Origin of the sequence: Kosakonia oryzae (assembly GCF_001658025.2) — a bacterium.
GTDB lineage: Bacteria > Pseudomonadota > Gammaproteobacteria > Enterobacterales > Enterobacteriaceae > Kosakonia > Kosakonia oryzae.
The window spans coordinates 1,824,071-1,849,839 of record NZ_CP014007.2; the positions used below are offsets into that span (position 1 = coordinate 1,824,071).

Here is a 25,769-nt window from a genome sequence, read left to right on the forward strand (position 1 = left end):
GGGTATCGATAGTACCAAAAGGGGAATTAGCGCGCTACGCGATCGAGGCCGTTTTAAACCATATATGCAGATATGGGAATAATTGAACGACGCCAGCAGGAGCGTTTTAAACCACATGCGTCAATATGCGCAATAATTACGCTATGTGTTAACGGCATGAATCCGTAAATGGATAATTATTACCTGTGCGGTAAACTTGGTCGCTACAATGTCGTTTCTTCAGAACAACTACAAAGGAGTCGGGATGAGTTCGCAATCCCCGGCCAAATCCCCGGAAGCTTTGCGCGCCATAGTTTCGGGAACATTGGCCAATTTTCAGCACCCAACCCTGAAGCATAACCTCACGGCGTTAAAAGCCATGCACCATGTTGCGTGGCTGGATGACACCCTGCATATCGAACTGGTGATGCCTTTCGTCTGGCGTACCGCGTTTGAAGAGTTAAAAGCGCAGTGCAGCGCGGAGCTGCTGCGCATTACCGAAGCGCGCGCCATCGACTGGAAGCTGTCGCACAACATCGCCACCCTGAAACGCGTGAAGAATCAGCCTGGCGTCAACGGCGTGAAAAATATCATTGCGGTCAGCTCCGGCAAAGGCGGGGTAGGGAAGTCCTCCACGGCGGTAAACCTGGCGCTGGCGCTGGCGGCGGAAGGGGCGAAAGTCGGTATTCTGGATGCGGACATCTACGGCCCGTCTATTCCGCTGATGCTGGGCGCAGAACATGAACGCCCGACCTCGCCGGACGGAACGCATATGGCACCGATCATGGCGCATGGCCTGGCGACCAACTCTATCGGTTATCTGGTCACCGACGATAACGCCATGGTGTGGCGCGGCCCGATGGCCAGCAAAGCGCTGCTGCAACTGTTGCAGGAATCGATGTGGCCGGATCTGGATTATCTGGTGCTGGATATGCCGCCAGGCACCGGGGATATCCAGTTAACGCTGGCGCAGAACATTCCGGTTACCGGCGCAGTAGTGGTTACCACGCCGCAGGACATTGCGCTGATCGACGCCAAAAAAGGCATCGTAATGTTCGAGAAAGTGGAAGTGCCGGTTCTGGGGATCGTCGAGAACATGAGCATGCACATTTGCAGCAACTGCGGCCACCACGAACCGATTTTCGGCACCGGCGGCGCAGAGAAGCTGGCGGAGCAGTATCACACCCAGTTGCTTGGTCAGTTGCCGCTGCACATTACGCTGCGTGAAGATCTGGATAAGGGCACGCCGACGGTAGTCAGCCGCCCGGACAGTGAATTCACGGCAATCTACCGCAATCTTGCGGATCGTGTTGCCGCGCAGCTTTACTGGCAGGGTGAAGTTATTCCTGGCGATATCGCTTTCCGCGCGGTGTAAAACCCGCGTGATGGCGATGCGGATCTGAAGACGGCGACGTCGCAGATTCGAAGAGAGAACAGGCCGGATGGGGTAATACCGCATTCCGGCCTGTAATTTTACTGGTTTACCACGCTTACTGTTTTACATAGTGCATCAGCACGTAATCCCCTTCCGGTGACGTGCCCTGCGCTTCTGCGTGCCAGCCGTGGCGCTCATAAAACGCCAGCGCGGCCTTATTCTGCAGCAAGCATTTCAGCGCACCGGTACCGGTAAACGTGGTCTGTACATGTTTGAGAAGTGCGCTGCCGACCCCTTTGCCCAGAAAGGCCGGGTCAACAAACAAGTTATGCAGGAAGTTGTCGTTTTCGTACACCGAGGCGAAACCGAGCCGGTGACCCTCCTCTTCAGCGACCCAAATCACTTCATCGAGGGTGACGGCATCAAAGTCTTCCAGTTGCCACTCACTCCCATCGAGCCAGGTCCAGCAAGCTCTGCGGGCTTGTAAAAACAGCGTACGCAGGAACGGCCTGTCATTTTCCTGCCAATGGCGGATTATCACAGACGCTCCTTAACGATGGTAGAAAATGTCGCCGTTATAGGCTTTGAGGATTTTGCCTTCAGCGTCGGTGATCAGCACGTAGTTACCGCCCATGTAAGTCCAGTGACTACCGGCTTCTGGCGCGGGCAGGTTACGCAACTGCCACTGTTTAATATTGTACTCTTCGCTACGATACATTTCTGGCACGGTATCGCCGATACTGAATTTGGTAAAGTCGGCAACAAAGTCCTTAATTTCATACGATTGCGTGCCGGTCGCCCCCGGTGTGGCCGTCTGCGGAGCCGCAAACGCCGAGGAGGCGGTGACCAACAGCGCGCCCAGAAGCATCATTTTCTTTTTACGCATTGTTTCTCCAGGTTGTTCTTTTTACATTTCACGCAGTTGCTTATGTAGCACGCCATCATTGCCGTTAATGCGGTGCTGAGCAACCGGGAAAAAATAACCCTTTGGTAAAAAGTGTAAGCAAACCCAGGGCATAGCTGTACAAGCGGAGAGCGATTTTCGCTATCCGCTTGTAAAGTTTGGGAATAATCCTGGCTGGCTGCTTAGCCAGCAAAGCCTTCCAGCACAATCTTGCCGACGGCACGTTGGCTTTCCAGCAACGCATGCGCTTTACGTAAATTCGCGGCATTAATAGTGCCAAAATGCTCGCCGAGCGTGGTTTTCAGCACATCCTGATCAATCAACTGCGCCACGCGGGTAAGCAGGTTGTGCTGCTCGATAATATCGCGGGTGGTGAACATCGAACGGGTAAACATAAATTCCCAGTGCAGAGAGATGCTTTTCACCTTCAGCGGCAACGCATCCAGGCTTTCCGGATCGTCAATCAGCGCCAGCTTACCCTGCGGTTGCAGCGCATTAATCAGCTGCTGGTAGTGCTCCTGGGTATTGTTCAGGCTGGCGACGTGTGTCACCTGCGCAATGCCAATCCGCGCCAGCTCTTCGGTCAGCGGTTTGCTGTGATCAATCACATGATGCGCACCCAGCTCTTTCACCCACTGTTGGCTGGCAGGGCGCGATGCAGTGCCGATAACCGTCAGGCGGGTCAGTTTACGCGCCAGTTGCGTCATGATGGAACCTACGCCGCCCGCCGCACCCACGATCAACAACACGTCACCTTCGTTGCCGTTTTCATTGATGCCAAGCCGGTCAAACAGCATTTCCCATGCGGTGATAGCGGTCAGCGGTAGCGCCGCTGCCTGGGCGTTATCCAGTGTTTTCGGTTTGTGCGCCACAATGCGCTCATCAACCAGTTGATATTCGCTATTGCTGCCCGGACGGGTCAACGCGCCCGCATACCACACTTCATCGCCCGGCTGAAACAGCGTTACCGCCTGACCAACGGCTTTGACCACGCCCACGGCGTCCCAACCCAGTACGCGCGGGGTATCGGCATTAAACCCGGCACGAACTTTGGTATCAACCGGGTTGACGGATACGGCTTTCACTTCGACCAGCAGATCGTGGCCGCTGGCCTGCGGTTGCGGCAGCTCAATATCACTGAGGAAATCCAGATTACTGCTACCCTGCGCAGCGCGGGTAATGGCGATTGCTTTCATATGTGCTCCATTGAATAAGGGAGGTGAGTGAGTGTGTGATTAATGGTAGTCAGGCTGATTGATATGAGAAACCATCAGAATCGGGAAGCACTTATCCTCTGGCAGTGAAAATCCTCCAACGGAGAATTCTCGACCACTCAACGGGCAGCATTGTGCAGGCGGCAAAAGGGGCGGGCAGGGGGAATTGATATTGCCGGTGATGAGATCCCGTTGGCCGGATAAGGCGTTAGCCGCTATCCGGCGATATACCTTAATCGACGTTCGGCACCGGAATATCGGCGCTGACGCGCAGATCCTGGTCATCGAAAATCATGCAGTGCGGGCTGTCGAAGACGAGGGTGATTTTCTGCCACGGGCGGAAGTGCACATCGCCGGGCAGCAGGATTTTGATGTTGTCGTGGCCGTAGCACTGACCAAAAAGATAGGTATTGTTGCCGAGCCGCTCTACCACTTCGCACTGAAACTCCAACTGCGTACCGCGTGTGACATCGGTGGAGAGATGCTCCGGGCGGATCCCCAGCGTCACCGTCGCCCCCGGCTCAAGGCGCGAAGTCGTGATCGCCAGCGTTAACGGATGCCCCTGCGCAAGGGTGACGGTAAGCTCGCCGGGCTGCCACGCTTTCACCGTCGCCGGCAGGAAGTTCATCTTCGGTGAGCCGATAAATCCGGCGACAAACTTGTTTTTCGGGTTGTAATAGAGCTCCATCGGCGAGCCCATCTGCTCGACGTTGCCGTAATTCATCACCACGATTTTATCGGCCAGCGTCATCGCTTCCACCTGGTCATGCGTGACATACACCATGGTCGTTTTCAGTTCCTGGTGCAGACGGGCGATATGCAAGCGCATCTCAACGCGCAGTTCGGCATCAAGGTTGGAGAGCGGTTCATCAAACATAAACACGCGCGGGTTACGCACAATCGCGCGACCAATCGCCACGCGCTGGCGCTGACCGCCGGAGAGCTGTTTCGGCTTTCTGTCCAGCAGATGGCCGAGCTGTAAAGTTTTGGCGACCATCTCCACCTGGCGGCGGATCTCCTCCTTCGGCACTTTGTTCACTTTCAGGCCGTAGCCCATATTTTCCGCCACGGTCATATGCGGATAGAGCGCATAAGACTGGAACACCATCGAGACGCCGCGATGCGCGGGCGCGACATCGTTCATCACCTCGTCGCCAATCAATACTTCCCCTTCGCTGACCTCTTCCAGTCCCGCAATCATGCGCAGCATGGTCGATTTCCCGCAGCCGGAGGGGCCGACAAATACGGCAAACTCGCCGTCTTCAATCGACAGATTCACATTGTTCAGCGTCACCGTGTCGCCAAACCGCTTGGTGACATTCCTCAGTCGTATATTGGACATCAACGTTCCCCGAAATTAGTAGCCGTTATGTGCTGCGATAAGCGCGTTGTCGGATGTTTTTGTTTTACGTATAACAATCAGGCGACAGGGCTGCTCAACCGCGAAAATTCATGCTCAGACTATAACTTCCAGTGATTTCGCGCCCTATATCGAATTTCCATTTCTGTTGCATCTGTCACACAACTGACAGTTAATTCTCGTTTTATTCATTACTCAAGCGTAGCGTATAACAAATTCGATAAGGCGCGTGAATGCGTTTTAAGCCCAGTAATATCAGGTGATTTCTAAGCTGTCTCATCGGATGTTGCACCATAAAAACCACTAAAATGTTATACCTTGACATGAGGGTGATAATGAAAAAGAGAACACTTACCGCACTGATCCTCTCTGCACTGGCGGCCGGCCAGCTTATTAGCCTGTCGGCGCACGCGGCGACAAAGCAGCTTAACGTCTGGGAAGACATCAAAAAGTCCGTCGGTATCCAGGATGCCGTCAAAGATTTTGAGCAAAAGTACGACGTTAAAGTGAACGTGCAGGAGATGCCCTACGCACAGCAACTGGAAAAATTACGCCTTGATGGCCCGGCTGGCATCGGGCCGGATGTGCTGGTTATCCCCAATGATCAGTTGGGCGGCGCGGTTGTGCAAGGGTTGCTGACCCCCCTGAATCTGGACAAAGAAAAGGTTGACGCCTTTACCCCGGCCTCTATCAACGCTTTTCGTCTGGATAACACTCTGTATGGCGTACCGAAAGCGGTAGAAACGCTGGTGCTGATTTACAACAAAGATCTGCTCGACAAGCCGCTGCAAAGCCTGCCGGAGTGGCTTGAGTACTCGAAAAAACAGCGCGAGCAGAACAAATACGGTCTGCTCGCGAAATTTGACCAGGTCTATTACAGCTGGGGCGCCATCGGCCCAATGGGCGGTTACCTGTTCGGCAAAAACGACAAAGGCGGCTACAACCCGCAGGATATCGGCCTGAATAAACCGGGCGCGGTTGAAGCGGTCACCTTCCTGAAAAAATTCTACAGCGAAGGGGTGTTTCCGTCGGGGATCCTCGGCGATAACGGGCTGAATGCCATCGATTCACTGTTTACCGAGAAAAAAGCCGCGGCGGTGATTAACGGCCCGTGGGCTTTCCAGCCTTATGAAGCCGCTGGCATTAATTACGGCGTGGTGCCGCTGCCAAACCTGCCGGACGGCAAACCGATGAGCTCCTTCCTCGGCGTGAAAGGGTATGTCGTCTCCACCTGGAGTAAAGACAAGCAACTGGCGCAGCAATTTATCGAATTTATCAACCAGCCGCAGTACGTGAAAACGCGCTATATCGCCACCCGCGAGATCCCGGCGCAGAAAGCAATGATTGACGATCCGGTCATTAAAAATGACGAAAAAGCCAGCGCAGTGGCGGTACAGGCCGCGCGCGCAACGGCGATGCCGGGCATTCCAGAGATGGGCGAAGTCTGGGGACCGGCAAATGCCGCGCTGGAACTGAGCCTGACTGGCAAGCAGGAACCGCAGGCCGCGCTCGATGCCGCGACCAAACAGATCCATATGCAAGTCGAAGCCATGCAGGCCAGTAACCAGTAACCGCTTGTTGTAGCAGAACGGGAGGGCAACCTCCCGTTGCCGAAAAGGAGTCGTACGTGATTATCAGTCCCAGCGAGAATTTTGCCAAAACGCAAGCAGGGCGTCATGCGTGGTGCGGGCTGCTGCTGGCCATTGTGCCGGGCTTTGGTCAGTTTTATCATCGCCAGTGGCTAAAAGGCCTTATCTTCCTTGTCCTGCTGAGCAGTTTTACCGGTATTTTTTATGATTTTTTGCGCGAGGGGATCTGGGGGTTATATACCCTTGGCGAAGAAGTCCCGCGCGATAACTCGATCTTTTTGCTGGCGGAAGGGATCATCAGCCTGCTGATCATCGCCTTTGGTCTGGTGGTCTGGTATCTGTCGCTACGCGATGCATGGATCAACGGCAAAAAGCGCGACGAAGGTAAGCCGCTGAACAGCGTGCGCAAACAGTATCAACTGCTGCTCAGCGACGGTTTTCCCTACCTGATGATCACGCCCGGCTTCATCCTGCTGGTGTTTGTGGTGATTTTCCCGATCCTGTTCGGCTTCTCTATCGCTTTCACCAACTACAACCTCTATCACACGCCGCCCGCCAAACTGGTGGACTGGGTGGGATTAAAGAATTTCGTCAATATCTTTACCTTGTCGATCTGGCGTTCGACCTTCCTCGATGTGTTGCAGTGGACGGTGGTCTGGACGCTGCTGGCGACCACTTTGCAATGCACCGTTGGCGTGCTGCTGGCGATCCTGGTGAACCAGAAAGATTTGCGCTTCAAGCCGCTGGTACGCACCATTTTTATTCTGCCGTGGGCGGTACCGGGCTTTGTCACCATTCTGGTCTTTGCCGGAATGTTTAACGACTCATTTGGCGTGATTAACAACGCCATTCTGGCTTTCTTCGGTATTGCGTCAAAAGCGTGGCTGACCGATCCGTTCTGGACGAAAACCGCGCTGATCATGATGCAAACCTGGCTCGGCTTCCCGTTTGTCTTTGCCATGACCACCGGGGTGTTGCAGGCGATTCCTGACGATCTGTACGAAGCGGCGAAAATGGACGGCGCCAGCACCTGGACCCGGCTGCGCACCATTACGCTGCCGCTGGTGCTCTACTCAATTGCGCCGATCATCATCACTCAGTACACCTTCAATTTTAATAACTTCAACATTATCTACCTGTTTAACAACGGCGGTCCGGCGGTGGCGGGCGCGAACGCAGGCGGCACCGATATCCTGGTGTCGTGGATCTACAAACTGACGATGTCCTCTTCGCAGTACGCGATTGCGGCGACCATCACCATTTTGCTGTCGATTTTCGTTGTCGGCCTGGCGTTGTGGCAGTTCCGCGCCACCAAATCTTTTAAAAACGATGACATGGCATAAGGGAAGAAAAATGGCTAAATCACAAAGTATCCGCCGCGAGAAGTGGATCCGCCTGTCGCTCTCCTGGCTGGTTATCGCGCTGGTATCGCTGATCATTATCTACCCGCTGGTGTGGACGGTCGGCGCGTCGCTGAATGCCGGTAACAGCCTGCTCAGCACCTCGATCATCCCGGAGAACCTCTCATTCCAGCACTATGCCGATCTGTTTAACGGCCAGGTGAACTACCTCACCTGGTACTGGAATTCAATGAAGATCAGCCTGTTGACGATGATACTGACCTTAATCAGCGTCAGCTTTACCGCCTACGCTTTTTCGCGCTTTCGTTTTAAGGGGCGGCAGAATGGTCTGATGCTGTTTTTGCTGTTGCAGATGATCCCGCAGTTTTCTGCGCTGATCGCCATCTTCGTGCTGTCGCAACTGCTGGGTTTGATCAACAGCCATATGGCGCTGGTGCTGATCTACGTGGCCGGAATGATCCCGATGAACACTTACCTGATGAAAGGCTATCTCGATGCCATCCCGCGCGATCTGGATGAGTCTGCGCGCATGGACGGCGCCAGCAACTTCCGCATCTTTATCGAGATTATCATGCCGCTGTCGAAGCCGATTGTGGCGGTAGTGGCGTTGTTCTCCTTCACCGGGCCGCTGGGGGATTTCATCCTCTCCAGCACCATTTTGCGCACTCCGGACAAATACACGCTGCCGATTGGCCTCTACAACCTGGTAGCGCAAAAAATGGGTGCCAGTTACACCACCTATGCGGCGGGCGCGGTATTGATCGCCGTGCCGGTGGCCATTCTCTACCTTGCCTTACAAAAATACTTCGTCTCCGGCCTGACCTCCGGCAGCACCAAAGGATAACCACATGAAAAGATTTACACCCGCTCTGCTTGCTGTTTGTCTCTGTAGTTTGTCCGCCAGCACGTTTGCCGCCGACGCGTTAAAGACGCGCCCGTTCAGCGGCATGCCGTCCGACTTTATTAAAGGGGCTGATATTTCCACGCTGTTGGATGCCGAAAAGCACGGGGCGAAGTTTTATAACGACAAAAATCAGCAACAGGATGCGCTCGCCATCCTGAAAGCCAACGGCGTTAACTATGTGCGCCTGCGTTTGTGGGTCGATCCGAAAGATGCGCAGGGCCAGGCTTACGGCGGCGGCGATAACGATCTGGCGACCACGCTGGCGCTGGCAAAACGGGCGAAAGCGCAGGGCATGAAACTGCTGCTCGATTTTCACTACAGCGATTTCTGGACCGATCCCGGCAAACAGTTCAAACCGAAAGCCTGGGAAAAAATGGATTATGCGCAGCTAAAAACGGCAATCCACGATTATACCCGCGACACCATCGCCCGCTTTAAGCAGGAGGGCGTGCTGCCGGATATGGTGCAAATCGGCAACGAAATTAACTCCGGCATACTGTGGCCGGAAGGCAAAAGCTGGGGGCAGGGCGGCGGCGAGTTTGACCGTCTTGCGGGGCTGCTCACTTCAGCGATTGACGGGCTGAAGGAGAACCTGAAAAACGGCGAACAGGTGAAGATCATGCTGCACCTGGCGGAGGGCACCAAAAACGATACCTTCCGCTGGTGGTTTGATGAAATCACCAAACGCAATGTGCCGTTCGACGTAATTGGCCTGTCGATGTATACCTACTGGAACGGGCCGATAAGCGCGTTGCAGGCCAATATGGACGACATCAGCAAGCGCTACAACAAAGATGTGATTGTGGTGGAAGCGGCTTACGGCTATACGCTGGCTAACTGCGATAACGCGGAAAACAGCTTCCAGGAGAAAGAAGAGAAAGCGGGCGGCTACCCTGGCACGGTGCAGGGGCAATATGACTATATTCACGATTTAATGCAGTCCGTGATTAATGTTCAGGGCCATCGCGGTAAAGGTATTTTTTATTGGGAGCCAACCTGGATTGCCGTACCGGGAAATACCTGGGCGACACAGGCGGGAATGAATTATATCAACGATAAGTGGAAAGAGGGCAACGCGCGGGAAAATCAGGCGCTGTTTGATTGTCAGGGAAAAGTGCTGCCCTCAGTGAAAGTCTTTAATTAATTCTGGTGTTGTAAATTTCAGGACGTTTAATATGAATAAATTTGCGCCTTTAAGCCCGAAGGTTGTCTCGCTATTGCATGGCGCGGACTATAATCCGGAGCAATGGGAGAATTACCCCGGCATTATTGATAGCGATATTGCCATGATGAAACAGGCAAATTGCAATGTCATGTCGGTCGGGATATTTAGCTGGTCGAAGCTGGAGCCGCGGGAAGGTGAATTTAATTTCGCCTGGCTCGATTCGGTGATTGAGAAATTATATGCGGCGGGAATTCATATTTTCCTCGCTACGCCGAGCGGCGCGCGGCCCGCCTGGATGTCGCAGAAATACCCGCAAGTGCTGCGCGTCGGGCGCGATCGCGTGCCGGCGCTGCACGGCGGGCGGCATAACCACTGCATGACATCGCCGATCTACCGGGAAAAAACACTGAAAATCAATACGCTGCTGGCTGAGCGCTATGCGCAGCATCCGGCGGTACTCGGCTGGCATATTTCCAACGAGTACGGCGGTGAATGTCACTGCGATTTGTGCCAGCAAAAATTCCGCGACTGGCTGCAAGCCCGCTATCAGACGTTGGAAAACCTCAATCACGCCTGGTGGAGTGATTTCTGGAGCCACACTTACAGCGACTGGTCGCAAATTCAGTCGCCGTCGCCGCAGGGCGAAGTGTCGATCCACGGTCTGAATCTCGACTGGCGGCGCTTTAATACCGCGCAAGTTGCCGATTTCTGCCGCCACGAAATCGCGCCATTGAAAGCCGTGAATGCGCAGCTTCCGGTGACCACCAACTTTATGGAGTATTTCTACGATTACGACTACTGGCAGCTCGCGCCAGCGCTCGACTTTATCTCCTGGGATAGCTATCCGATGTGGCACCGGGACAAAGACGAAACGCAGCTCGCCTGCTATACCGCGATGTATCACGACATGATGCGCACGCTGAAAGGCGGCAAGCCGTTTGTGCTGATGGAATCCACACCGAGCGTCACCAACTGGCAGCCGACCAGCAAAGTGAAAAAGCCGGGGATGCATATTCTGTCGTCCTTACAGGCGGTGGCGCACGGCGCGGATTCGGTGCAGTACTTCCAGTGGCGGAAAAGTCGCGGCTCGGTTGAGAAGTTCCACGGCGCGGTGATCGACCATGTTGGTCACCTGGATACCCGCGTCGGGCGCGAAGTGTGCGCGCTGGGCGAGATGCTGGCAATACTCACGCCGGTAATGGGCTGTCGCACTGATGCGCGCGTGGCGATCATTTTCGACCAGCAAAACCGCTGGGCGCTGGATGATGCCGAAGGCCCGCGCAATAAGGGGATGGAGTACGAAAAAACGGTTAATGAGCACTATCGCCCGTTCTGGGAAAAGGGCATCGCGGTGGATGTCATTAACGCCGACGCGGATCTGAGCCGTTATCAACTGGTGATCGCGCCCATGCTCTATATGGTGCGCGAGGGCTTTGCCGAACGCGCCGAAGCGTTTGTCGCGGCGGGCGGGCATCTGGTCACTTCCTACTGGACCGGCGTGGTAAACGAAAGCGATCTCTGCTATCTCGGCGGTTTCCCTGGTCCGCTGCGCAAACTGGTGGGTATCTGGGCGGAGGAGATCGACTGCCTGGACGACAATGAACGCAATCTGGTGCAGGGGCTGGCGGGTAACGAGGCCGGGTTACAGGGGCCGTACCAGGCGCGTCATTTGTGTGAACTGATCCATGCCGAGAGCGCCAAACCGCTGGCCACTTACCGGGATGATTTCTACGCCGGACGCCCGGCGGTCACGGTCAATCAGTTCGGCAAAGGTAAGGCGTGGCATGTCGCTTCACGCAACGATCTGGCCTTCCAGCGCGATTTCTTCGCCAGCATTATTGGTGAGCTGGCGCTGCCGCGCGCCGTTGAGCAGGATTTCCCGCCGGGCGTGGTGGCTACCGCGCGTACCGACGGCGAAACTACGTTTGTCTTTATCCAGAACTTCAGCGCCCAGCAACAGACGATTACGCTGCCGCCAGGTTACCAGGATTGTCTGTCGGCCGCGACCGTCAGCGGCTCGCTGGTGCTGACGCCGTGGGATTGTCGCGTTGTTAGCCGCCAGGCATAAGCCGACGTAATGTGCCTGCCCATTCGGGCAGGCTTTTTTTTATCTGTCGAAAATCAGGAGCCGATGATGGTGAGTCTTAAATCCTTCCTGCACTACTTCTCTGAACCGAAAAATACCGCGGCAGTGCCCATCAGCGATGCCGAGCTACAACTGATCCAGCGGCTGGCGCAGGCATTTGGCGGTGTGGAGAACATTGAAAATGTTGATGCCTGTCTGACCCGTTTGCGTGTGACGGTGAAAGATCTGTCGATTGTGGATTCGCAGGCGCTGCAAAATGAAGGCGCGTTGGGGGTGATTATTCTCGGTCAGCAGGTGCATGCCATATTTGGTAAACAGTCGGATGCGCTGCGTAAATTACTCGATGAACATTTCTCTTCTCGCGCATAAATAAAAAAGGGATACCTGCAAGGGTATCCCGAAATAACTAACAGAAAAGCAATGGCAATATCAATTCTGTCAGGCAATGGCCTGGCAGTTCTCGGAGATAAATAACGAGGGCAATAAATTAATATACAAAATCATTCGCATTATATCGTGGCAATAAACCTGTTCCTGCTCAAATTATTGAGCGGAGTAAACAGATGCAGCCAATAAAGATATAAGATGAAGGATAAAGTTTATTTACCACCAGGCTTCCACCTGTACGCCAAAGTTCCAGGTATTATTTTTGGTGCCGTCTTCAAATGATTTCCCATCTTCCGAATCATTTAAATACGAAGCGAATACGCGTAATTCAGGCCGTGACATAAATTCCGGGCCATCCGCCAGACCTACAGCGAAGGTGTATTTTTCGCCGCTCTGTTTGTAGTGGGTGCCGTTTTTATAGTCATCTTTCTGGTAGAAACCACCGACTTCACCAATCAGGCGTACGTAATTGGTGAGCTGATACTGTGCGCGGCCAACCAGTGAAACCAGGCGGGTTTTGTCGGTATATTCCGTAATGTCGTTAGCAGAACCGTAGGTCAACACATGGTTCAGCGAGAACTTCTCGGTAAGCGGAATCAGGCCGGTGTTAATCACGCGGTAACCGTTGGCGTCGTTGACATAGTGCCACATGTCATACCAGCCGCCGCCCTGCGACACCATGTTCTGCGCCAGCCCTTTGTTGGCGTATTGCAGCACCAGTTTGTTGTAGCCGCCAAACATATCCTGGCTGATTTCGCCGGTCACCATCACGCCATCATCCGCTTCGTATAATCCACCGTACTCTTTCTGTTTTTTGGTCGGATTTGGCATCGCATAGTCGATGCCGAACTCTGTCCACGCACCTGACCACGGCTTCCAGCCCGCATAGCGAACGTCGATATAGTTGATGTTGACGTCGTTATCGTTATCGACGCGGTAATCAACATCGTTGGCGTCGCCACGGATCCAGGCCACCGAGACCGCGCCTGGGCCGAAGGTGTAGTTTTCAATCCCGGCGCCAGAACCGGAGATGTTCCAGTATTTGGTATCGATGATGTGCAGATCGTGGCGCTGGTAATAGCGTTTACCGCCCCAGATTACGGCGTTGGGATCGTTGGGAATAAGCCCTTTGATTTGCAGATTCAACTGGCGCAGGCCGAACTGCGCGTCGTCGCCGATGGTGGTTTCGTTGTCGTTAGAGCCGTCGGAAACCATGCTCACCATGCTGTCGAGGTAAAAACTCACCTCGTCTTTTTTATACACTTCCGAGCCCAGTTCCAGCTCGCCGTAGGTATCGGATTCGTTACCCAGGCGTCCCAGCTTGTTCTTTTGCCACTCAACCTGCCCGCCATCGCCGGAGACGCCTACGCCGCCGCGCAGGTAGCCGTGAAAGTCGATCGGTACAGATGTCGCAGCCAGCAGTGAAGGTGAAGTCAGCGCCGCGGCTAACGCAAGAGTGAGAGTGCGTAGCGTAGTGTTCATATCATTCCTCTTATTGTTTTGTATTACGTTCACATAAACGATGTCATAAAATGCCTAAATGTAAAAACAGGCAAACTAACGATTGCGAATGTGTGATTAACTGCAAATAAATCAGCCTTTTTTGTTACCAATAGCGAATTTCTTCACAATGTTGGTTATTGTGAGCGTGATACTTATTTGGTGAAATTGAAGCGGGAGAATGTGTGGTGAGCGTTTTTTTAGGAAGCCCCTGTTACACTTGGCGCATAACAACATAAGGAACCGGACCATGAAGTCTAAAAGTGCAACGCTGGAAGACGTAGCCCGCCATGCGGGTGTCTCCTACCAGACCGTGTCCAGGGTACTCAACAAATCTGCCAATGTATCCGAAACCACGCGTTTAAAAGTGGAGAAATCCATAGAGTTATTGCGTTACGTACCGAACCGGCTGGCGCAGCAATTAGTGGGAAAGCCGAGCCAGACCATCGGCCTGGTGACCACTTCGCTGGCGCTGCATGCCCCTTCGCAGGTGGCGGCGGCGGTGAAACGCTACGCCAACCTTGATGGCTACCAGGTCTTGATTTCGATGATCGATGAGAACGTCAATCAAGATATCCAGTCCGCCATCAATGAACTGAAGTCGCAACTGGTCGATAAAGTGATCATCAACGTGCCGCTGGAAACCGAAGAGGCCCAGCGTATCGCCTCTGACAACGATGACGTTGTCTGCTTGTTTCTCGATGTCGATCCTTACAGTTCCGTGTTTAACGTTTCGTTTAACCCGGCGGACGGCACCCGCGCCAGCGTTAAGCATCTGTATGAGCTGGGCCACCGTGAGATTGCGCTACTGGCCGGGCCGGAATCGTCAGTGTCGGCGAATCTGCGGCTGAAAAGCTGGATCGATACGCTCAGCGGCTATGGGCTGAAACCAGTAACGGTATTTCATGGTAACTGGGATGCGCAGAGTGGTTACGCAGGCGCGTTACAGATGCTGCGTGAAACACCGAATTTCACCGCCGTGCTGGTCGGTAACGATCAGATGGCGCTGGGCGTATTGAGCGCCTTCCATCAGCATCAGATTGCCATTCCCGGCGAGAAATCGGTGGTGGGTTACGACGGCACTTATGAAAGTTCGTTCTTCTATCCGTCGCTGACCACCGTTTCACTGGATCTCGATTTGCAGGGTAAAGAAGCGGTGCGCCGTCTGCTTGACAGCGGTCACAGCGATGCGGCGCGCAGCTCGTCGGTGCTGCCTGCAAAACTTATCGTGCGCCATTCAACCGGCGCGTTGCAGGAGCAGGGGACCAATTTGCAGGAGATCTCCCAGCAGTTGCAGGCTATTGCGCATAAGTTGTGGAAGTAAGCGATACGAAGCGCCATCGGCATTGTGCCGGTAGCGCTTCGGTTTATAGCGATTACTGCGCTTTTGGCGTCAGTTTCAGAAAACGCATCATGCCAGGGCGGCGTTCAGAGGTGAGCAGCAGGCGGTTGTCATCGGTAAAGTCGCGCAGTTCAGGCAGGTTACTGGTTTCGCGTTCAACGCGTTGCACGGTTTCAATGTCGAAATAGTGCGCGGCGTTGCGCAGAAAGGCATTGTATTTGGCAAGGAAATCGTCCATCCAGTGGTGAATTTCAATGATCACCGTGCAGGACTTCAGCAGGTTTAATACCTCATCGGTCAGTAGCTCAAACTCGAAGCCTTCGATGTCAACCAGCACCAGCGCGTTCTCCAGATCCTGCGCGCGCAGGCTGGCAAAACTGGCGGCATTAGCTTCGCCGAGGATGGTCAGCTCGCCGACCGAGTGGTTCTTTTTCCAGTTTTCCGCAATGACGGCGCGGCCTTTTTCCGTTTGCTCAAAGCAGATGGTCTTGCCAATTTTGCCGGAAACCAGCATACCGATGGCGTAGTAGCCATCCGCAGCACCAATGTCGATAAAGGTTGAGAAGCGGCCAGCTTCTGTCGCCTCAATCAGATTCAGGATCTCTTTTTCGTACAGCCCCAGGCACTGGGAGCCGAGATCGAGTTTTCCCCACCAGGTGTCGCGATCGAGATGTAATCCTTTGAACGGGCCATATTTCACAGTACCCTGCAACAGATCGAAGACTTCTAATGACATACGTTCCTGACGCTCACGAATGGTTTCGCGACGCCAGCTTTCTCTCTGCTCCAGCGTGGACTGCTGCGCGCGTTCCAGCATCGGATGGAAGTAATCTGCTTCCGCTAAAATAAATTGTTCTACGTTGTTCATTTTCATTATCACCTGAGTGCGGTTAGGCGCTTATTCACAATGACTGCAAAATACGTTTACGCTCGGCGTCGTCTTGCTGGGGCGTGTAATCCGCAACCGCGCAGGAGGCGCAAATGCCTTGCTTCAGCCCGAAATCAAACAGCCCGCGGCGAAAACCGCTGAGGGTTTTTGACGCGTAAATATCAAAAATGGATGATGTCGCCACGTTGCCCGCCGGTGCGAGGTTGGTCTTGTCATCTAAAAAGCTCTCACAGCACGGCTGCACTGTACCATCGTAAAAGATGGTGAATTCGCGAAACGGTTTGACGCAGGGGCTGGTGCGAATGGTTGCCGACGCGGCATGATCGGCTAGCACGCCCGCGCGGTTGGTGCCATATTTGCGCCAGTCCGGCCACTGGATCTTGATTTGCACGCCGCGATGGCGGAATAAAATCGACGTCGAGTTGACCACATCGTCGATGCTGAAATCCGGGTACTTATCGCTGCACTCCAGCTTATCCAGCAGCTTGGTTACCCGGCGGCGGATCGCTGCAGGGGTTTGTGTCACATTAGAAGAGGGATGCAGCGTGACGCAGATATTATTTAACCCGCTGTCAGAGAGCGTACTCAGACGCTCGATATCGAGAAAATCGCCGTTGCTGTTAAAGGCGATATGGCTATAGGGCAGCGCCTCTTTGATGAGGGTGATTTTGCGCTCCAGATCTAAATCCAGCAGCGGTTCGTTATAAAGGTTCAGCGAGATGCGATTTTCGTAGCGGATCGATGCCAGTTCAGCGCAGATCTTCTCCAGCACGGCTTCATCCATATAACGCTGAAGCGCCTGGCGGTTAGAGAAACTCACCGGGCAGTAATCGCACTTACGGTTGCAGTTATACGACAGCTCCAGGTTAATGATTTCCACGTGACGCTTAAACATGATCTGTTTTTGCTCCGCGGTCAGCGTCGCGCTGCGTCGGCTGTCCAGCAGGTTCTTGATGCTCTCATCTGACGCAAAGCTGATCTGCTCAAAATAATTCATGTACATTCTCCTGCCGCAACCGCATGTTGGTAGAACCCGTGCTTTGAGTTTTTTAATGCATTGATATTCTTGAATCTATTGCGGCATCATGCCGATGAGCTACCAGACGCCGTGTAATGATATCGGCCAGCAGGCTGAAAACCTGAGTCCGCCGCCTGATAATTAATTTCCTTTAGGGGGACACGCGGGCGTGACTCGCTTGTATTAGGCTGCAGGCAGTTTAGCGTTGGGGCAGCCGAGGCTAAGGGCGTAACAAACGTGTGTTCATAAGCCTTTTCTGCGCTTAGGCGACAAGGGATCGTCACCCGTCAAAGCCGGGACGTCAGGAATGGAACTGGCGGGCTTCGGGTTGAGATGAGGTGGCGTGAGGCCGCTTTTTTGAATGCCAGCAAAGCGTTACATCAGAGATCTCTTCTCCTTGCTCACGACAATAATTTTGTATCAGTGTTGTTCGCAATTATCTTCTTAGCCTTAACCTAAATATTCACGCTCTTGTGCCGATAATTGTCGCAGGCCGCACCGCTATTTGTGGGGCCGATCGTTGTGTCGTTATCTTATTAAGGGTACAAATATGTCATTACGACGGTTTTCTTTTCTTATTTTCAGTCTTTTACTCTGCATCTTCCTCATTAGTTCTATCTCTAACCTTTGGTCACTTACGCGCAGCAACCAGTCACTGGACAGTGTGAACAAAGAAATTCGCGTGGTGTTATCCGTGATCGATCCGATCAACCACAGCCGTACATTGCGGGTCAGGCTGATGGAAGCGATGATTAACGCCAGCCTTGGCGACAGCGAGAAAGCCCGGGCATCGCTTGAGAAAGCGCAAGAAGTGATGCAGAAAGCGTCTGCCGCTTTTGACGCCTACCAGGCCGCTTCACATATTGCCGGTGAAGAGCAGTTTTCCACTCCCTATAACAATGCCTGGCATATTTATGTCAATGATGGTCTGAAACCGTTGATGGATGCCGCGAACCGTAATGACAGCGCGCGCTTTAATCAACTGGTCAGCGATACGATCCCGGTACTCGATCGTCAGTTCGAAATCACGCTGGATAATTTGCTGGCGTTTCGCGAGAAAAACGCGCAGCGCCTTAACAATGACGCGCAGAGCCGCTTTACCAACAGTGTGGTCACTATCGTTGTCTTCGCGCTGCTGTTTACGCTGATTATCATCGCCATGTTTGTCCTGATACGGCGTCGCGTCCTTTCTCCTCTTGACGCTGCGCGGCTTCACTGTCAGCAGATGGCTGCCGGAGAACTGCATAGCCCGGTGATATCGCGCTCGAAAGACGAAATCGGGACGCTGCTCAGCTCGCTGGAGCAGATGCGCCTTTCTCTGGTGGATATCATTGCGCAGGTTCGTCATTCAAGCGAAAGCGTGGCTCATGCTGCCGAAGAGATTGCCGCCGGAAATATGGATCTCTCAGCACGAACGGAGTCGCAGGCCGCTTCCCTTGGTGAAACGGCCGCCAGCATGGAACAGCTGACTTCCACGGTGAAACACACCTCAGAAAACACGCACCAGGCTAACCAGCTTGCCAGCAACATGCGCAACTCTGCGCAAGAGGGCAACACCATCGTTGAAGAAGCAGTGCTTTCAATGAAGGAAATCGAAAGCAGTTCCGGCAAAATCGACACCATTATCGGCCTGATTGAAGATATTGCTTTCCAGACTAATATCCTGGCGCTTAACGCGGCCGTTGAGGCAGCCCGCGCTGGAGAGCAGGGACGCGGTTTTGCCGTTGTCGCCAGCGAAGTCCGCAATCTGGCGCAGCGCTCGTCGGTTGCTGCGAAGGAGATTAAGGAGTTGATTGAGCAGTCCGGTAATCAGGTTCAGCTTGGCAGTGAAAGAGTGGAGCGCGCAGGCGAAAGCATGAAGCGCATTATCGCTTCCGTTAAACAGGTGTCTGAACTGATGTCGGAAATAGATCTCTCCACCAATGAGCAAAGTCGCGGTATTGAGCAGATCAATATTGCTGTCGCGCAAATGGATTCCGTTACCCAGCAGAACGCTGCACTTGTTGAGGAAGCCTCGGCTGCGGCACATTCGCTGAAAGAGCAGTCGCAACTCCTTAAACAGGCTGTGGCTGTCTTCAAACTTAACTGATGTCAAACGGTGCCAGGCAGGCTTCGGCCTGCCTCTCTTTTTTATGGTGGCGTTCTCTTTTAAAAAGATGATGTTACGCTCCAGTTCCAGCGACGCGAGGCGTTTGAAAGGGGTCTGGATGCGACAACAAGCAGGCTTCGTGAAAAAAGTGCGAAACAATGAAAATTAGGAGTTTTCCTACAATTTAATACACAGTAAACTATCCTTTCCCCAATTACATAACAAAATGAAATGAAATATACGACTACTGCCAGACTTTTTTTCGGTTTTTTAGCAGTTGCTTTTGTTTGTTTAACATACTTGTTGATTAATGTGGTGATTTAAACATGAAAAATGAAACGACAGAGATAGATTTACTGGAGTTGCTTTTCTTTATAAAAAAGAAAAGTAAAAGCATCATTTTCTCAATGGCGGTAGCGCTGATTTTAGCAATTATTTTTTTGTTGGTAGAAAAAGATAAAGTCGATATAAACTATGAGGTAAAAATAAACAGTGATGCTCCCAGTATGATTATTAATTGTAATACTGATTTTGATTGCAAATCGAATTTCATTGAATCCATTATCAAAGAAAATAGTGACATATTTACCATTCAGTCAGATGAAAGAACAAAAGTAATTAATCTCACCTGGAGAGGTAAACTTTCAGAAAAACCGATTGCTGATGCTACAATTAAAGTGATAAATCAAAAAATCAGCGACTGGTATATCCAGGATTATCAAGCGTATAAAAGAATAATTGATGATAATAAAAACAATGAGATGAATGGTACTGAACTCTATACAAAAATAGCCTTTATTACAAAGCTCGACTATTCGAAGGAAAAGGATTTTATCTTTATCAGTAAAGGTGACGTCAGTAAGAAATATAAAAAAGGTATATTCATCGTGTTATCGTTAATGATGGGGTTTATTTTGTCGACTTTTTATCATTTAACGAAAAGAAGCATTCTTGAATATAATGAAAAGAAAATATTCAAAAATTCGCAAATTAATTAAAGAGCATGGTTGCTTGTTACCTAAAGTAATACCAGTGTATAAATAAAGTATAAGCCCGCCGAGTGAACTATCCAGAAAATGGGGTTCACTCGAGAGTTTCGGGCTTTTTACAATAGTAAATAAAAACAGGATCAACCCGTTGGGTGTTATACAGCACCTATTTCCTTAGCAGAGTAAATAATTAAAAAATTTAATTGATTCATCTTTAATCAACATGATTGATAGCCGGAAACATCAGGATATATCTATAAAAATCCGTTTCGGGTGTTGTATTGACACTGACCACATAACCGTATTCTTTTCCTGCTCATATTTTTTATCAACTACGGTTCGGTACATACTGAGAGAGACCACTCTCCCTGGCTGGGGCCGAGCAGGTTAGCAGAACAGAGTTGGACTCCTGAGACGACGGAAAAGTTGAATTAGATTCAAATGATTCGGGGTACCCTTCCTTGTAAAGGCTGAGCAATACCTGTATTACCCGATCTGTAAGATACCCACATCAGTAACGACGGGGTTTTCCGCCGTTGTGTACCCGAATAATTTTCAAAAATGGAAAAAGCCCCGCCTTTTAGGTCCGGGGCCAGATCTGGCGCGCTTAAATTTACCGTAGGCTGTACGTTAAAAAGTAGCGGCCTGTATGCTGTTCGATACTGTATACCTTGCCGCTGTAATCGACCCGAACCGTGTCACCGTCAACGGCGATCGCCGCCAGGGTGCCGCTGCCAGTCAGGAATGGAAAGTCGCCGTAAAGCTGCTGCACGCTAGCTCCATCGGCGTTGCGTAGGTAATACCGGTATACGGTCGGAACGGTGGCTCCGCCTTCGCTGTTCTGCGTGGTGTAAAGCCATGTGCCCGGGGCGACCTGGCGCACGCTCTGCAGCGTGTCGCCTGCTCGCGGATCTGGCTGATAACTCAGCCAGGCGAAGATGGCCAGCAACACAGTTAACAGCCAATGGGCCGCATTAATAACCGTTCTGGCGCGCATATTCGATGCCCTCGCGGATCGCTCGCTGGTCGTCAGGGTCATCGCCGTATGGAGCATCGTCTGACCAGCTTCCCCAGTCCGGTTTAGACGTTCCCGCGCGTGACTGCGCCCAGCCTGCACCCATCAGCAGGATGTTGGCCGGTATACCGGCTGCGGTGCCTGCCGCGCCGAAGTTGAAGTTACCGAATGTCGCCCAATAGGGGTTAAATTGCTTGTAATCCCAGGGGCCGTGGCCGCGCACCTTCTGGTAAAACCATAAATAAGTTTGCGGCAGGGCGGCATTACGTCCGTAGCCGTGACTGCGTGCTTCTCTCATATTGTTTTGTAGGATCTGCCGTCCACTTATAGGGCCGATGCCTGGCGGTGATGCCATCTTCCTTCTCCTTTTCCCTTTGAATGCTATGGGAATTATGGGGCGGCAACTGATTGATAAGCAAGCAGTAAAAAAACGTTCTTTACGGCGTAGAGAAAGATACCGGTGATTTTAGGGGTCATAACAATCAATGTGTCTGTATGGCTCGCGATGAGAGACAGATTCCATTTTTACAGGGGTTGTGTCTTTGTCTTCCCGCTGGCATGATTCTGAACAGGGATTAATGAGAGCATTAATCGCAAGTAGTTGAATTTGTTTTAAATGACTCGGGGTGCCCTTCTTTGTGAAGGCTGAGAAATACCCGTATTACCTGATCTGGATAATGCCAGCGTAGGGAAGTCAGATGCCTGTCGGGCTATCGCTTCTTTCACGGCCTGGCAGGAGCGAAATTATGCAACCTGACCTGCTCGATCGTGCGCAAACCGCACATGCCTTACAGCAATTCCGCCGCCATTCCCCGCTTGTTCACTGTATGACCAACGATGTTGTACAAACCTTTACCGCCAATGTGCTGCTGGCGCTTGGCGCGTCACCGGCCATGGTGATTGATCGCGACGAGGCGCAGCAATTCAGCGCGATTGCTGATGCGCTGTTGATTAACGTTGGTACCTTAACCCGCGAGCGGGCTGACGCGATGCTGGCGGCTGCCGAAAGCGCAAATGCGGCAGCTAAACCCTGGACGCTCGATCCCGTTGCCGTCGGGGCACTCACCTTCCGTACGCAATTTTGTCAGCAACTGCTTGCCCTGCATCCGGCGGCGATCCGTGGCAATGCCTCTGAAATTCTGGCACTTGCGGGAGTGAGCGCAGGTGGGCGTGGCGTCGATACCACCGATACCGCCAGCAATGCGTTGCCCGCAGCGCAAGCGCTGGCGCGGAAAACCGGCGCGGTGGTGGCCGTTACCGGCGAAGTGGACTATGTCACTGATGGTCATCGCACGCTGATGGTCCCGGGCGGTGATGCACTGATGACGCGGGTTGTCGGCACCGGTTGCGCGTTATCCGCCGTGGTCGCCGCCAGTTGTGCGCTGCAAGGCGAACGCCTGGTGAATGTGGCCGCCGCCTGCGCCTGGTTCGGTCTGGCGGGCAGCCTGGCGGTCGCGAACAGTAACGGGCCGGGCAGTTTTACACCCGCATTTCTCGACGCGCTCTACACACTTGGTGGGGAGGGCGCGTTATGAAGAGAATCAACGCGTTGACCATCGCCGGTACCGATCCCAGCGGCGGCGCGGGAATTCAGGCCGATTTAAAAACCTTCTCGGCGCTCGGTGCTTACGGCTGCTCGGTGATCACCGCGCTGGTGGCGCAAAACACGCGCGGCGTGCAGTCGGTGTACCGTATCGAACCGGATTTTGTCGCCGCGCAGCTCGACTCGGTGCTCAGCGATGTGCGTATTGATACCAGCAAAATTGGCATGCTGGCGGAAACCGATATTGTCGAAGCGGTAGCGGAGCGCCTGCGTCGCTATCAGGTGCGCAATGTGGTGCTGGATACGGTAATGCTCGCCAAGAGCGGCGACCCGCTGCTGTCGCCCTCTGCTGTGTCGGCGCTGCGTCAGCATTTACTGCCGCAGGTTTCACTTATTACGCCCAATCTGCCGGAGGCTGCGGCGCTGCTTGACGCGCCACATGCCCGCAACGAGCAGGAGATGCATGCGCAGGGCGAAGCGCTGCTGGCGCTCGGCTGCGAGGCGGTGCTGATGAAAGGCGGACATCTGGATGACGCCGAAAGTCCGGACTGGCTCTTCACTCGTGAAGGCGCGCTACGCTTTACTGCGCCGCGCGTGGCGACGAAAAATACCCACGGCACAGGCTGCACGCTCTCCGCCGCGCTAGCCGCGCTGCGCCCGCGTCATAACGACTGGGCCTCGACGGTTGCGGAAGCCAAACAGTGGCTGACGGCCGCGCTGGCGCAGGCGGATTCGCTGGAAGTCGGTAGCGGAAACGGGCCGGTACACCATTTCCATCAGTGGTGGTAAACCAGGATCCGAAACGTGCCAGCAGATTATGCTGAAAAAAAAGGCAGCGGTGGAAAATCTTGCGCATGAGTACCAGGCTTATTTCTGCCTGCCGTAAGGCAGGTCGGGATAATCCAATTCGCTTTGCGCGAAGCTTACGGGAGCATAGCTATGACTGATATTGTGCAGTTACTCGGCAAAGACGCCGACAGCCTTCTGCAACACCGCTGTATTACCATCCCCGCTGACCAACTCTATCTGCCGGGCGGCGATTATGTGGATCGCGTGATGGTCGATAACAACCGTCCGCCTGCGGTGCTGCGTAATATGCAGACGCTGTATAATCACGGGCGGCTGGCGGGCACCGGGTATCTGTCTATTTTGCCGGTTGACCAGGGGATTGAGCACTCGGCGGGCGCATCCTTTGCAGCGAATCCGCTCTATTTCGATCCGAAGAATATTGTGGAGCTGGCGATTGAAGCCGGGTGTAACTGCGTCGCCTCCACCTATGGCGTGCTGGCTTCGGTTTCCCGCCGCTACGCGCACCGCATTCCCTTCCTCGTCAAACTCAACCACAACGAAACTCTCAGCTACCCGACGGAGTATGACCAGACGCTGTATGCCAGCGTTGAGCAGGCATTCAATATGGGTGCAGTAGCCGTTGGCGCAACCATCTATTTTGGATCGCTGGAATCCCGTCGCCAGATTGAAGAGATCTCTGCCGCCTTCGAACGCGCTCATGAACTGGGGCTGGTGACTGTGCTGTGGGCCTACCTGCGCAACTCTGCCTTCAAGAAAGATGGCGTGGATTACCATGTTTCAGCAGATTTGACCGGCCAGGCGAACCACATTGCCGCCACTATCGGCGCGGACATCGTGAAGCAGAAAATGGCGGAAAATAATGGCGGCTATAAGGCGGTCAATTTTGGTTATACCGATGAACGTGTCTACAGCAAACTGACCAGTGATAACCCGATCGATCTGGTGCGTTACCAACTGGCGAACTGCTATATGGGGCGTGCGGGGCTGATCAACTCCGGCGGTGCTGCCGGGGGTGATACCGATCTGGCCGATGCGGTCCGTACGGCGGTTATCAATAAACGCGCAGGTGGCATGGGGCTGATCCTTGGTCGTAAAGCGTTCAAGAAAACCATGGCCGACGGCGTGAAACTGATTAACGCCGTGCAGGATGTTTATCTCGATCAGAAAGTGACCATCGCATAACTTTTCCCGCTATCTCCTCTCCATTTCGGGGAGGAGATTTTCTGTGAATCAGTCAATTATTTCGATTAAACCCTTCCGCTGCAGATGGCAGGGAAAGGTATTTTTAAGTGGGTCAGCGCAATAACGGGCAATCCGGCGGTAACCGGCATTGCAACGCATTGGGCAACACTTCAATGCGGAAATGCTCGCCGCTTAGCGGTTCGCCGTCGAGGTTAAAGGTAATTTCATGCGGGGCGCTGACTTCGAACCACGCCGATTTACCGTCAATAATATGCGGGTTATCGTCCGGCTGCGTCAGGGTGGTTAACAGCGCCGGTAACAGCTCCTCGCCGGTAAAAATACGCAGATGCAGTAAGCCATCGTTAATCAGCGCCTGCGGGCAAAGCTGCTGGCCGCCGCCTGCCTGGCGACCGTTACCAATGCCCATCACCAGCGCATCGCCCTGCCACTGGAAATCCTCACCGCGAATTTCGCAGCGGTCGGCCTTTAGCTTATCCAGCCGCAGTAGCCCGTGAATCAGATAAGAAACCCCGCCCAGCGCGGCCTTTAGTTTTTCCGGCGTTTCCGTGGTGATGCGGGTACCAAAACCACCGGTTGCCATATTAATAAAACAGGTTTTATCGTTGACGCGGGCGATATCGACAGCCACTGCTTTACCCACGATAGCCAGCTGTAACGCTTTCTCCAGCGTATCGGGGATGCCCGCGCTGGTGGCGAAATCATTGGCGGTGCCGAGCGGCAAAATACCGAGCGCCGGAATGTTATCGCCCGTACAGTTCACCAGCGCTGTCGCCACTTCATTGATGGTGCCGTCGCCGCCGCCTGCGATCACCGTATCCACGCCAAGCTGCTGTGCTTCCTTAACGTAGCGCCCGGCATCGCCCTTTTCCCAGGTGACGCGCACCTGAATATCCATGCCTTCGTCACGCAGCAGCGCTATGGCGGCGCGCAGCGTTTCGTCTCCGGCGCTTTTACCGTTGAGGATCAATAAGCTTCCAGGAATTTTGCCCATATTTTTCGTCCTTATTGCATGCAATGAGGAAAGTGTATCTCACGAGCGGGAAGGGG

23 protein-coding genes and 1 riboswitch are annotated in these 25,769 nt (G+C 53.3%); of the genes, 13 read left to right on the forward strand and 10 right to left on the reverse strand.

Annotation, left to right across the window (positions count from 1 at the left end):
• Positions 1-244: 244 nt before the first annotated feature.
• On the forward strand, positions 245-1,354 hold the full coding sequence (gene apbC / locus AWR26_RS08740) for an iron-sulfur cluster carrier protein ApbC (protein ID WP_064565023.1): 1,110 nt from the start codon (positions 245-247) through the stop codon (positions 1,352-1,354).
• Positions 1,355-1,469: 115 nt separating this feature from the next.
• Here the strand turns inward: apbC and AWR26_RS08745 are convergent, their stop codons facing one another.
• The 4 genes from AWR26_RS08745 to AWR26_RS08760 all read right to left on the reverse strand — a co-directional run bounded on the left by AWR26_RS08745 (position 1,470) and on the right by AWR26_RS08760 (position 4,814).
• Positions 1,470-1,895, reverse strand: a complete 426-nt coding sequence (locus tag AWR26_RS08745; RefSeq protein WP_064565025.1) for a GNAT family N-acetyltransferase — start codon at positions 1,893-1,895, stop codon at positions 1,470-1,472.
• 9 nt (positions 1,896-1,904) lie between these two features.
• A complete protein-coding gene (locus AWR26_RS08750) occupies positions 1,905-2,240 on the reverse strand; it encodes an RcnB family protein (protein ID WP_064565027.1) in 336 nt (111 codons plus the stop codon).
• Positions 2,241-2,440: 200 nt separating this feature from the next.
• Positions 2,441-3,454, reverse strand: a complete 1,014-nt coding sequence (locus AWR26_RS08755; protein WP_064565030.1) for a zinc-binding alcohol dehydrogenase family protein — start codon at positions 3,452-3,454, stop codon at positions 2,441-2,443.
• A 250-nt stretch (positions 3,455-3,704) separates the two neighbouring features.
• Complete coding sequence (locus tag AWR26_RS08760) at positions 3,705-4,814, reverse strand: ABC transporter ATP-binding protein (RefSeq protein WP_064565032.1); 1,110 nt, start codon at positions 4,812-4,814, stop codon at positions 3,705-3,707.
• Positions 4,815-5,167: 353 nt separating this feature from the next.
• Here AWR26_RS08760 and AWR26_RS08765 point away from each other — a divergent pair, with 353 nt between their 5' ends.
• The 6 genes from AWR26_RS08765 to AWR26_RS08790 all read left to right on the forward strand — a co-directional run bounded on the left by AWR26_RS08765 (position 5,168) and on the right by AWR26_RS08790 (position 12,306).
• The gene (locus AWR26_RS08765; protein WP_064565034.1) at positions 5,168-6,403 is read left to right on the forward strand and encodes an extracellular solute-binding protein; all 1,236 of its coding nucleotides are present in this window, start codon (positions 5,168-5,170) and stop codon (positions 6,401-6,403) included.
• 56 nt (positions 6,404-6,459) lie between these two features.
• On the forward strand, positions 6,460-7,764 hold the full coding sequence (locus AWR26_RS08770; RefSeq protein ID WP_064565036.1) for a carbohydrate ABC transporter permease: 1,305 nt from the start codon (positions 6,460-6,462) through the stop codon (positions 7,762-7,764).
• A 10-nt stretch (positions 7,765-7,774) separates the two neighbouring features.
• Complete coding sequence (locus AWR26_RS08775) at positions 7,775-8,626, forward strand: sugar ABC transporter permease (protein WP_064565037.1); 852 nt, start codon at positions 7,775-7,777, stop codon at positions 8,624-8,626.
• A 4-nt stretch (positions 8,627-8,630) separates the two neighbouring features.
• The gene (locus AWR26_RS08780) at positions 8,631-9,830 is read left to right on the forward strand and encodes a glycoside hydrolase family 53 protein (protein WP_064565039.1); all 1,200 of its coding nucleotides are present in this window, start codon (positions 8,631-8,633) and stop codon (positions 9,828-9,830) included.
• Between the two features lie 31 nt (positions 9,831-9,861).
• The gene (locus AWR26_RS08785; protein ID WP_064565041.1) at positions 9,862-11,919 is read left to right on the forward strand and encodes a beta-galactosidase; all 2,058 of its coding nucleotides are present in this window, start codon (positions 9,862-9,864) and stop codon (positions 11,917-11,919) included.
• A 66-nt stretch (positions 11,920-11,985) separates the two neighbouring features.
• Positions 11,986-12,306, forward strand: a complete 321-nt coding sequence (locus AWR26_RS08790) for a glucose PTS transporter subunit EIIB (protein ID WP_064565043.1) — start codon at positions 11,986-11,988, stop codon at positions 12,304-12,306.
• Positions 12,307-12,540: 234 nt separating this feature from the next.
• Here the strand turns inward: AWR26_RS08790 and AWR26_RS08795 are convergent, their stop codons facing one another.
• On the reverse strand, positions 12,541-13,806 hold the full coding sequence (locus AWR26_RS08795) for a maltoporin (protein ID WP_064565045.1): 1,266 nt from the start codon (positions 13,804-13,806) through the stop codon (positions 12,541-12,543).
• A gap of 268 nt (positions 13,807-14,074) precedes the next feature.
• Here AWR26_RS08795 and AWR26_RS08800 point away from each other — a divergent pair, with 268 nt between their 5' ends.
• Positions 14,075-15,148 (forward strand): LacI family DNA-binding transcriptional regulator, encoded by a 1,074-nt coding sequence (locus AWR26_RS08800; RefSeq protein WP_064565047.1) that lies wholly within the window; start codon positions 14,075-14,077, stop codon positions 15,146-15,148.
• A gap of 52 nt (positions 15,149-15,200) precedes the next feature.
• On the opposite strand, the gene AWR26_RS08805 is transcribed toward AWR26_RS08800, so the two are convergent.
• Together AWR26_RS08805 and AWR26_RS08810 are read right to left on the reverse strand one after the other, a co-directional pair.
• Positions 15,201-16,034 carry a class I SAM-dependent methyltransferase gene (locus AWR26_RS08805; protein ID WP_227122728.1) on the reverse strand — a complete coding sequence of 278 codons (834 nt, stop codon included), beginning with the start codon at positions 16,032-16,034 and terminating at the stop codon, positions 15,201-15,203.
• A 34-nt stretch (positions 16,035-16,068) separates the two neighbouring features.
• A complete protein-coding gene (locus AWR26_RS08810; protein ID WP_064565049.1) occupies positions 16,069-17,052 on the reverse strand; it encodes a radical SAM/SPASM domain-containing protein in 984 nt (327 codons plus the stop codon).
• Positions 17,053-17,623: 571 nt separating this feature from the next.
• Here AWR26_RS08810 and AWR26_RS08815 point away from each other — a divergent pair.
• Both AWR26_RS08815 and AWR26_RS08820 read left to right on the forward strand, forming a co-directional pair.
• Positions 17,624-19,162, forward strand: a complete 1,539-nt coding sequence (locus tag AWR26_RS08815; protein WP_064565051.1) for a methyl-accepting chemotaxis protein — start codon at positions 17,624-17,626, stop codon at positions 19,160-19,162.
• A gap of 326 nt (positions 19,163-19,488) precedes the next feature.
• Positions 19,489-20,160, forward strand: a complete 672-nt coding sequence (locus tag AWR26_RS08820) for a hypothetical protein (protein ID WP_064565052.1) — start codon at positions 19,489-19,491, stop codon at positions 20,158-20,160.
• 604 nt (positions 20,161-20,764) lie between these two features.
• On the opposite strand, the gene AWR26_RS08825 is transcribed toward AWR26_RS08820, so the two are convergent.
• Together AWR26_RS08825 and AWR26_RS08830 are read right to left on the reverse strand one after the other, a co-directional pair.
• Positions 20,765-21,148: a hypothetical protein gene (locus AWR26_RS08825; RefSeq protein WP_064565054.1), complete on the reverse strand. Its 384-nt coding sequence runs from the start codon at positions 21,146-21,148 to the stop codon at positions 20,765-20,767.
• Positions 21,126-21,464 (reverse strand): polymorphic toxin type 44 domain-containing protein, encoded by a 339-nt coding sequence (locus tag AWR26_RS08830; RefSeq protein WP_227122731.1) that lies wholly within the window; start codon positions 21,462-21,464, stop codon positions 21,126-21,128. The genes AWR26_RS08825 and AWR26_RS08830 overlap by 23 nt, the downstream gene beginning before the upstream one ends.
• 314 nt (positions 21,465-21,778) lie before the next feature.
• Positions 21,779-21,875, forward strand: a riboswitch (TPP riboswitch).
• A gap of 37 nt (positions 21,876-21,912) precedes the next feature.
• On the opposite strand from AWR26_RS08830, the gene thiM reads away from it, so the two are divergent.
• From thiM to fbaB, 3 genes are all read left to right on the forward strand, one after another.
• Positions 21,913-22,701: a hydroxyethylthiazole kinase gene (thiM, locus tag AWR26_RS08835; RefSeq protein WP_064565058.1), complete on the forward strand. Its 789-nt coding sequence runs from the start codon at positions 21,913-21,915 to the stop codon at positions 22,699-22,701.
• The gene (gene thiD / locus AWR26_RS08840) at positions 22,698-23,498 is read left to right on the forward strand and encodes a bifunctional hydroxymethylpyrimidine kinase/phosphomethylpyrimidine kinase (protein WP_064565060.1); all 801 of its coding nucleotides are present in this window, start codon (positions 22,698-22,700) and stop codon (positions 23,496-23,498) included. Before thiM ends, thiD begins: the two co-directional genes overlap by 4 nt.
• Positions 23,499-23,648: 150 nt before the next feature.
• Complete coding sequence (gene fbaB / locus AWR26_RS08845) at positions 23,649-24,701, forward strand: class I fructose-bisphosphate aldolase (protein WP_064565062.1); 1,053 nt, start codon at positions 23,649-23,651, stop codon at positions 24,699-24,701.
• 112 nt (positions 24,702-24,813) lie between these two features.
• On the opposite strand, the gene yegS is transcribed toward fbaB, so the two are convergent.
• Positions 24,814-25,713: a lipid kinase YegS gene (gene yegS / locus AWR26_RS08850; protein WP_064565064.1), complete on the reverse strand. Its 900-nt coding sequence runs from the start codon at positions 25,711-25,713 to the stop codon at positions 24,814-24,816.
• Positions 25,714-25,769 lie beyond the last annotated feature (56 nt).

Excerpts from the sequence above, each read along its gene's own strand:
- fbaB (WP_064565062.1), top strand. The coding sequence starts at position 23,649 with ATGACTGATATTGTGCAGTTACTCGGCAAAGACGCCGACAGCCTTCTG.
- thiM (WP_064565058.1), top strand. The coding sequence starts at position 21,913 with ATGCAACCTGACCTGCTCGATCGTGCGCAAACCGCACATGCCTTACAG.
- thiD (WP_064565060.1), top strand. The coding sequence starts at position 22,698 with ATGAAGAGAATCAACGCGTTGACCATCGCCGGTACCGATCCCAGCGGC.
- AWR26_RS08750 (WP_064565027.1), bottom strand. The coding sequence starts at position 2,240 with ATGCGTAAAAAGAAAATGATGCTTCTGGGCGCGCTGTTGGTCACCGCC.
- AWR26_RS08790 (WP_064565043.1), top strand. The coding sequence starts at position 11,986 with ATGGTGAGTCTTAAATCCTTCCTGCACTACTTCTCTGAACCGAAAAAT.
- AWR26_RS08785 (WP_064565041.1), top strand. The coding sequence starts at position 9,862 with ATGAATAAATTTGCGCCTTTAAGCCCGAAGGTTGTCTCGCTATTGCAT.
- AWR26_RS08795 (WP_064565045.1), bottom strand. The coding sequence starts at position 13,806 with ATGAACACTACGCTACGCACTCTCACTCTTGCGTTAGCCGCGGCGCTG.
- AWR26_RS08810 (WP_064565049.1), bottom strand. The coding sequence starts at position 17,052 with ATGAATTATTTTGAGCAGATCAGCTTTGCGTCAGATGAGAGCATCAAG.
- AWR26_RS08820 (WP_064565052.1), top strand. The coding sequence starts at position 19,489 with ATGAAAAATGAAACGACAGAGATAGATTTACTGGAGTTGCTTTTCTTT.
- AWR26_RS08755 (WP_064565030.1), bottom strand. The coding sequence starts at position 3,454 with ATGAAAGCAATCGCCATTACCCGCGCTGCGCAGGGTAGCAGTAATCTG.
- AWR26_RS08830 (WP_227122731.1), bottom strand. The coding sequence starts at position 21,464 with ATGAGAGAAGCACGCAGTCACGGCTACGGACGTAATGCCGCCCTGCCG.
- AWR26_RS08760 (WP_064565032.1), bottom strand. The coding sequence starts at position 4,814 with ATGTCCAATATACGACTGAGGAATGTCACCAAGCGGTTTGGCGACACG.
- AWR26_RS08825 (WP_064565054.1), bottom strand. The coding sequence starts at position 21,148 with ATGCGCGCCAGAACGGTTATTAATGCGGCCCATTGGCTGTTAACTGTG.
- AWR26_RS08780 (WP_064565039.1), top strand. The coding sequence starts at position 8,631 with ATGAAAAGATTTACACCCGCTCTGCTTGCTGTTTGTCTCTGTAGTTTG.
- AWR26_RS08765 (WP_064565034.1), top strand. The coding sequence starts at position 5,168 with ATGAAAAAGAGAACACTTACCGCACTGATCCTCTCTGCACTGGCGGCC.
- apbC (WP_064565023.1), top strand. The coding sequence starts at position 245 with ATGAGTTCGCAATCCCCGGCCAAATCCCCGGAAGCTTTGCGCGCCATA.
- AWR26_RS08775 (WP_064565037.1), top strand. The coding sequence starts at position 7,775 with ATGGCTAAATCACAAAGTATCCGCCGCGAGAAGTGGATCCGCCTGTCG.
- AWR26_RS08800 (WP_064565047.1), top strand. The coding sequence starts at position 14,075 with ATGAAGTCTAAAAGTGCAACGCTGGAAGACGTAGCCCGCCATGCGGGT.
- AWR26_RS08805 (WP_227122728.1), bottom strand. The coding sequence starts at position 16,034 with ATGAACAACGTAGAACAATTTATTTTAGCGGAAGCAGATTACTTCCAT.
- AWR26_RS08815 (WP_064565051.1), top strand. The coding sequence starts at position 17,624 with ATGTCATTACGACGGTTTTCTTTTCTTATTTTCAGTCTTTTACTCTGC.
- yegS (WP_064565064.1), bottom strand. The coding sequence starts at position 25,713 with ATGGGCAAAATTCCTGGAAGCTTATTGATCCTCAACGGTAAAAGCGCC.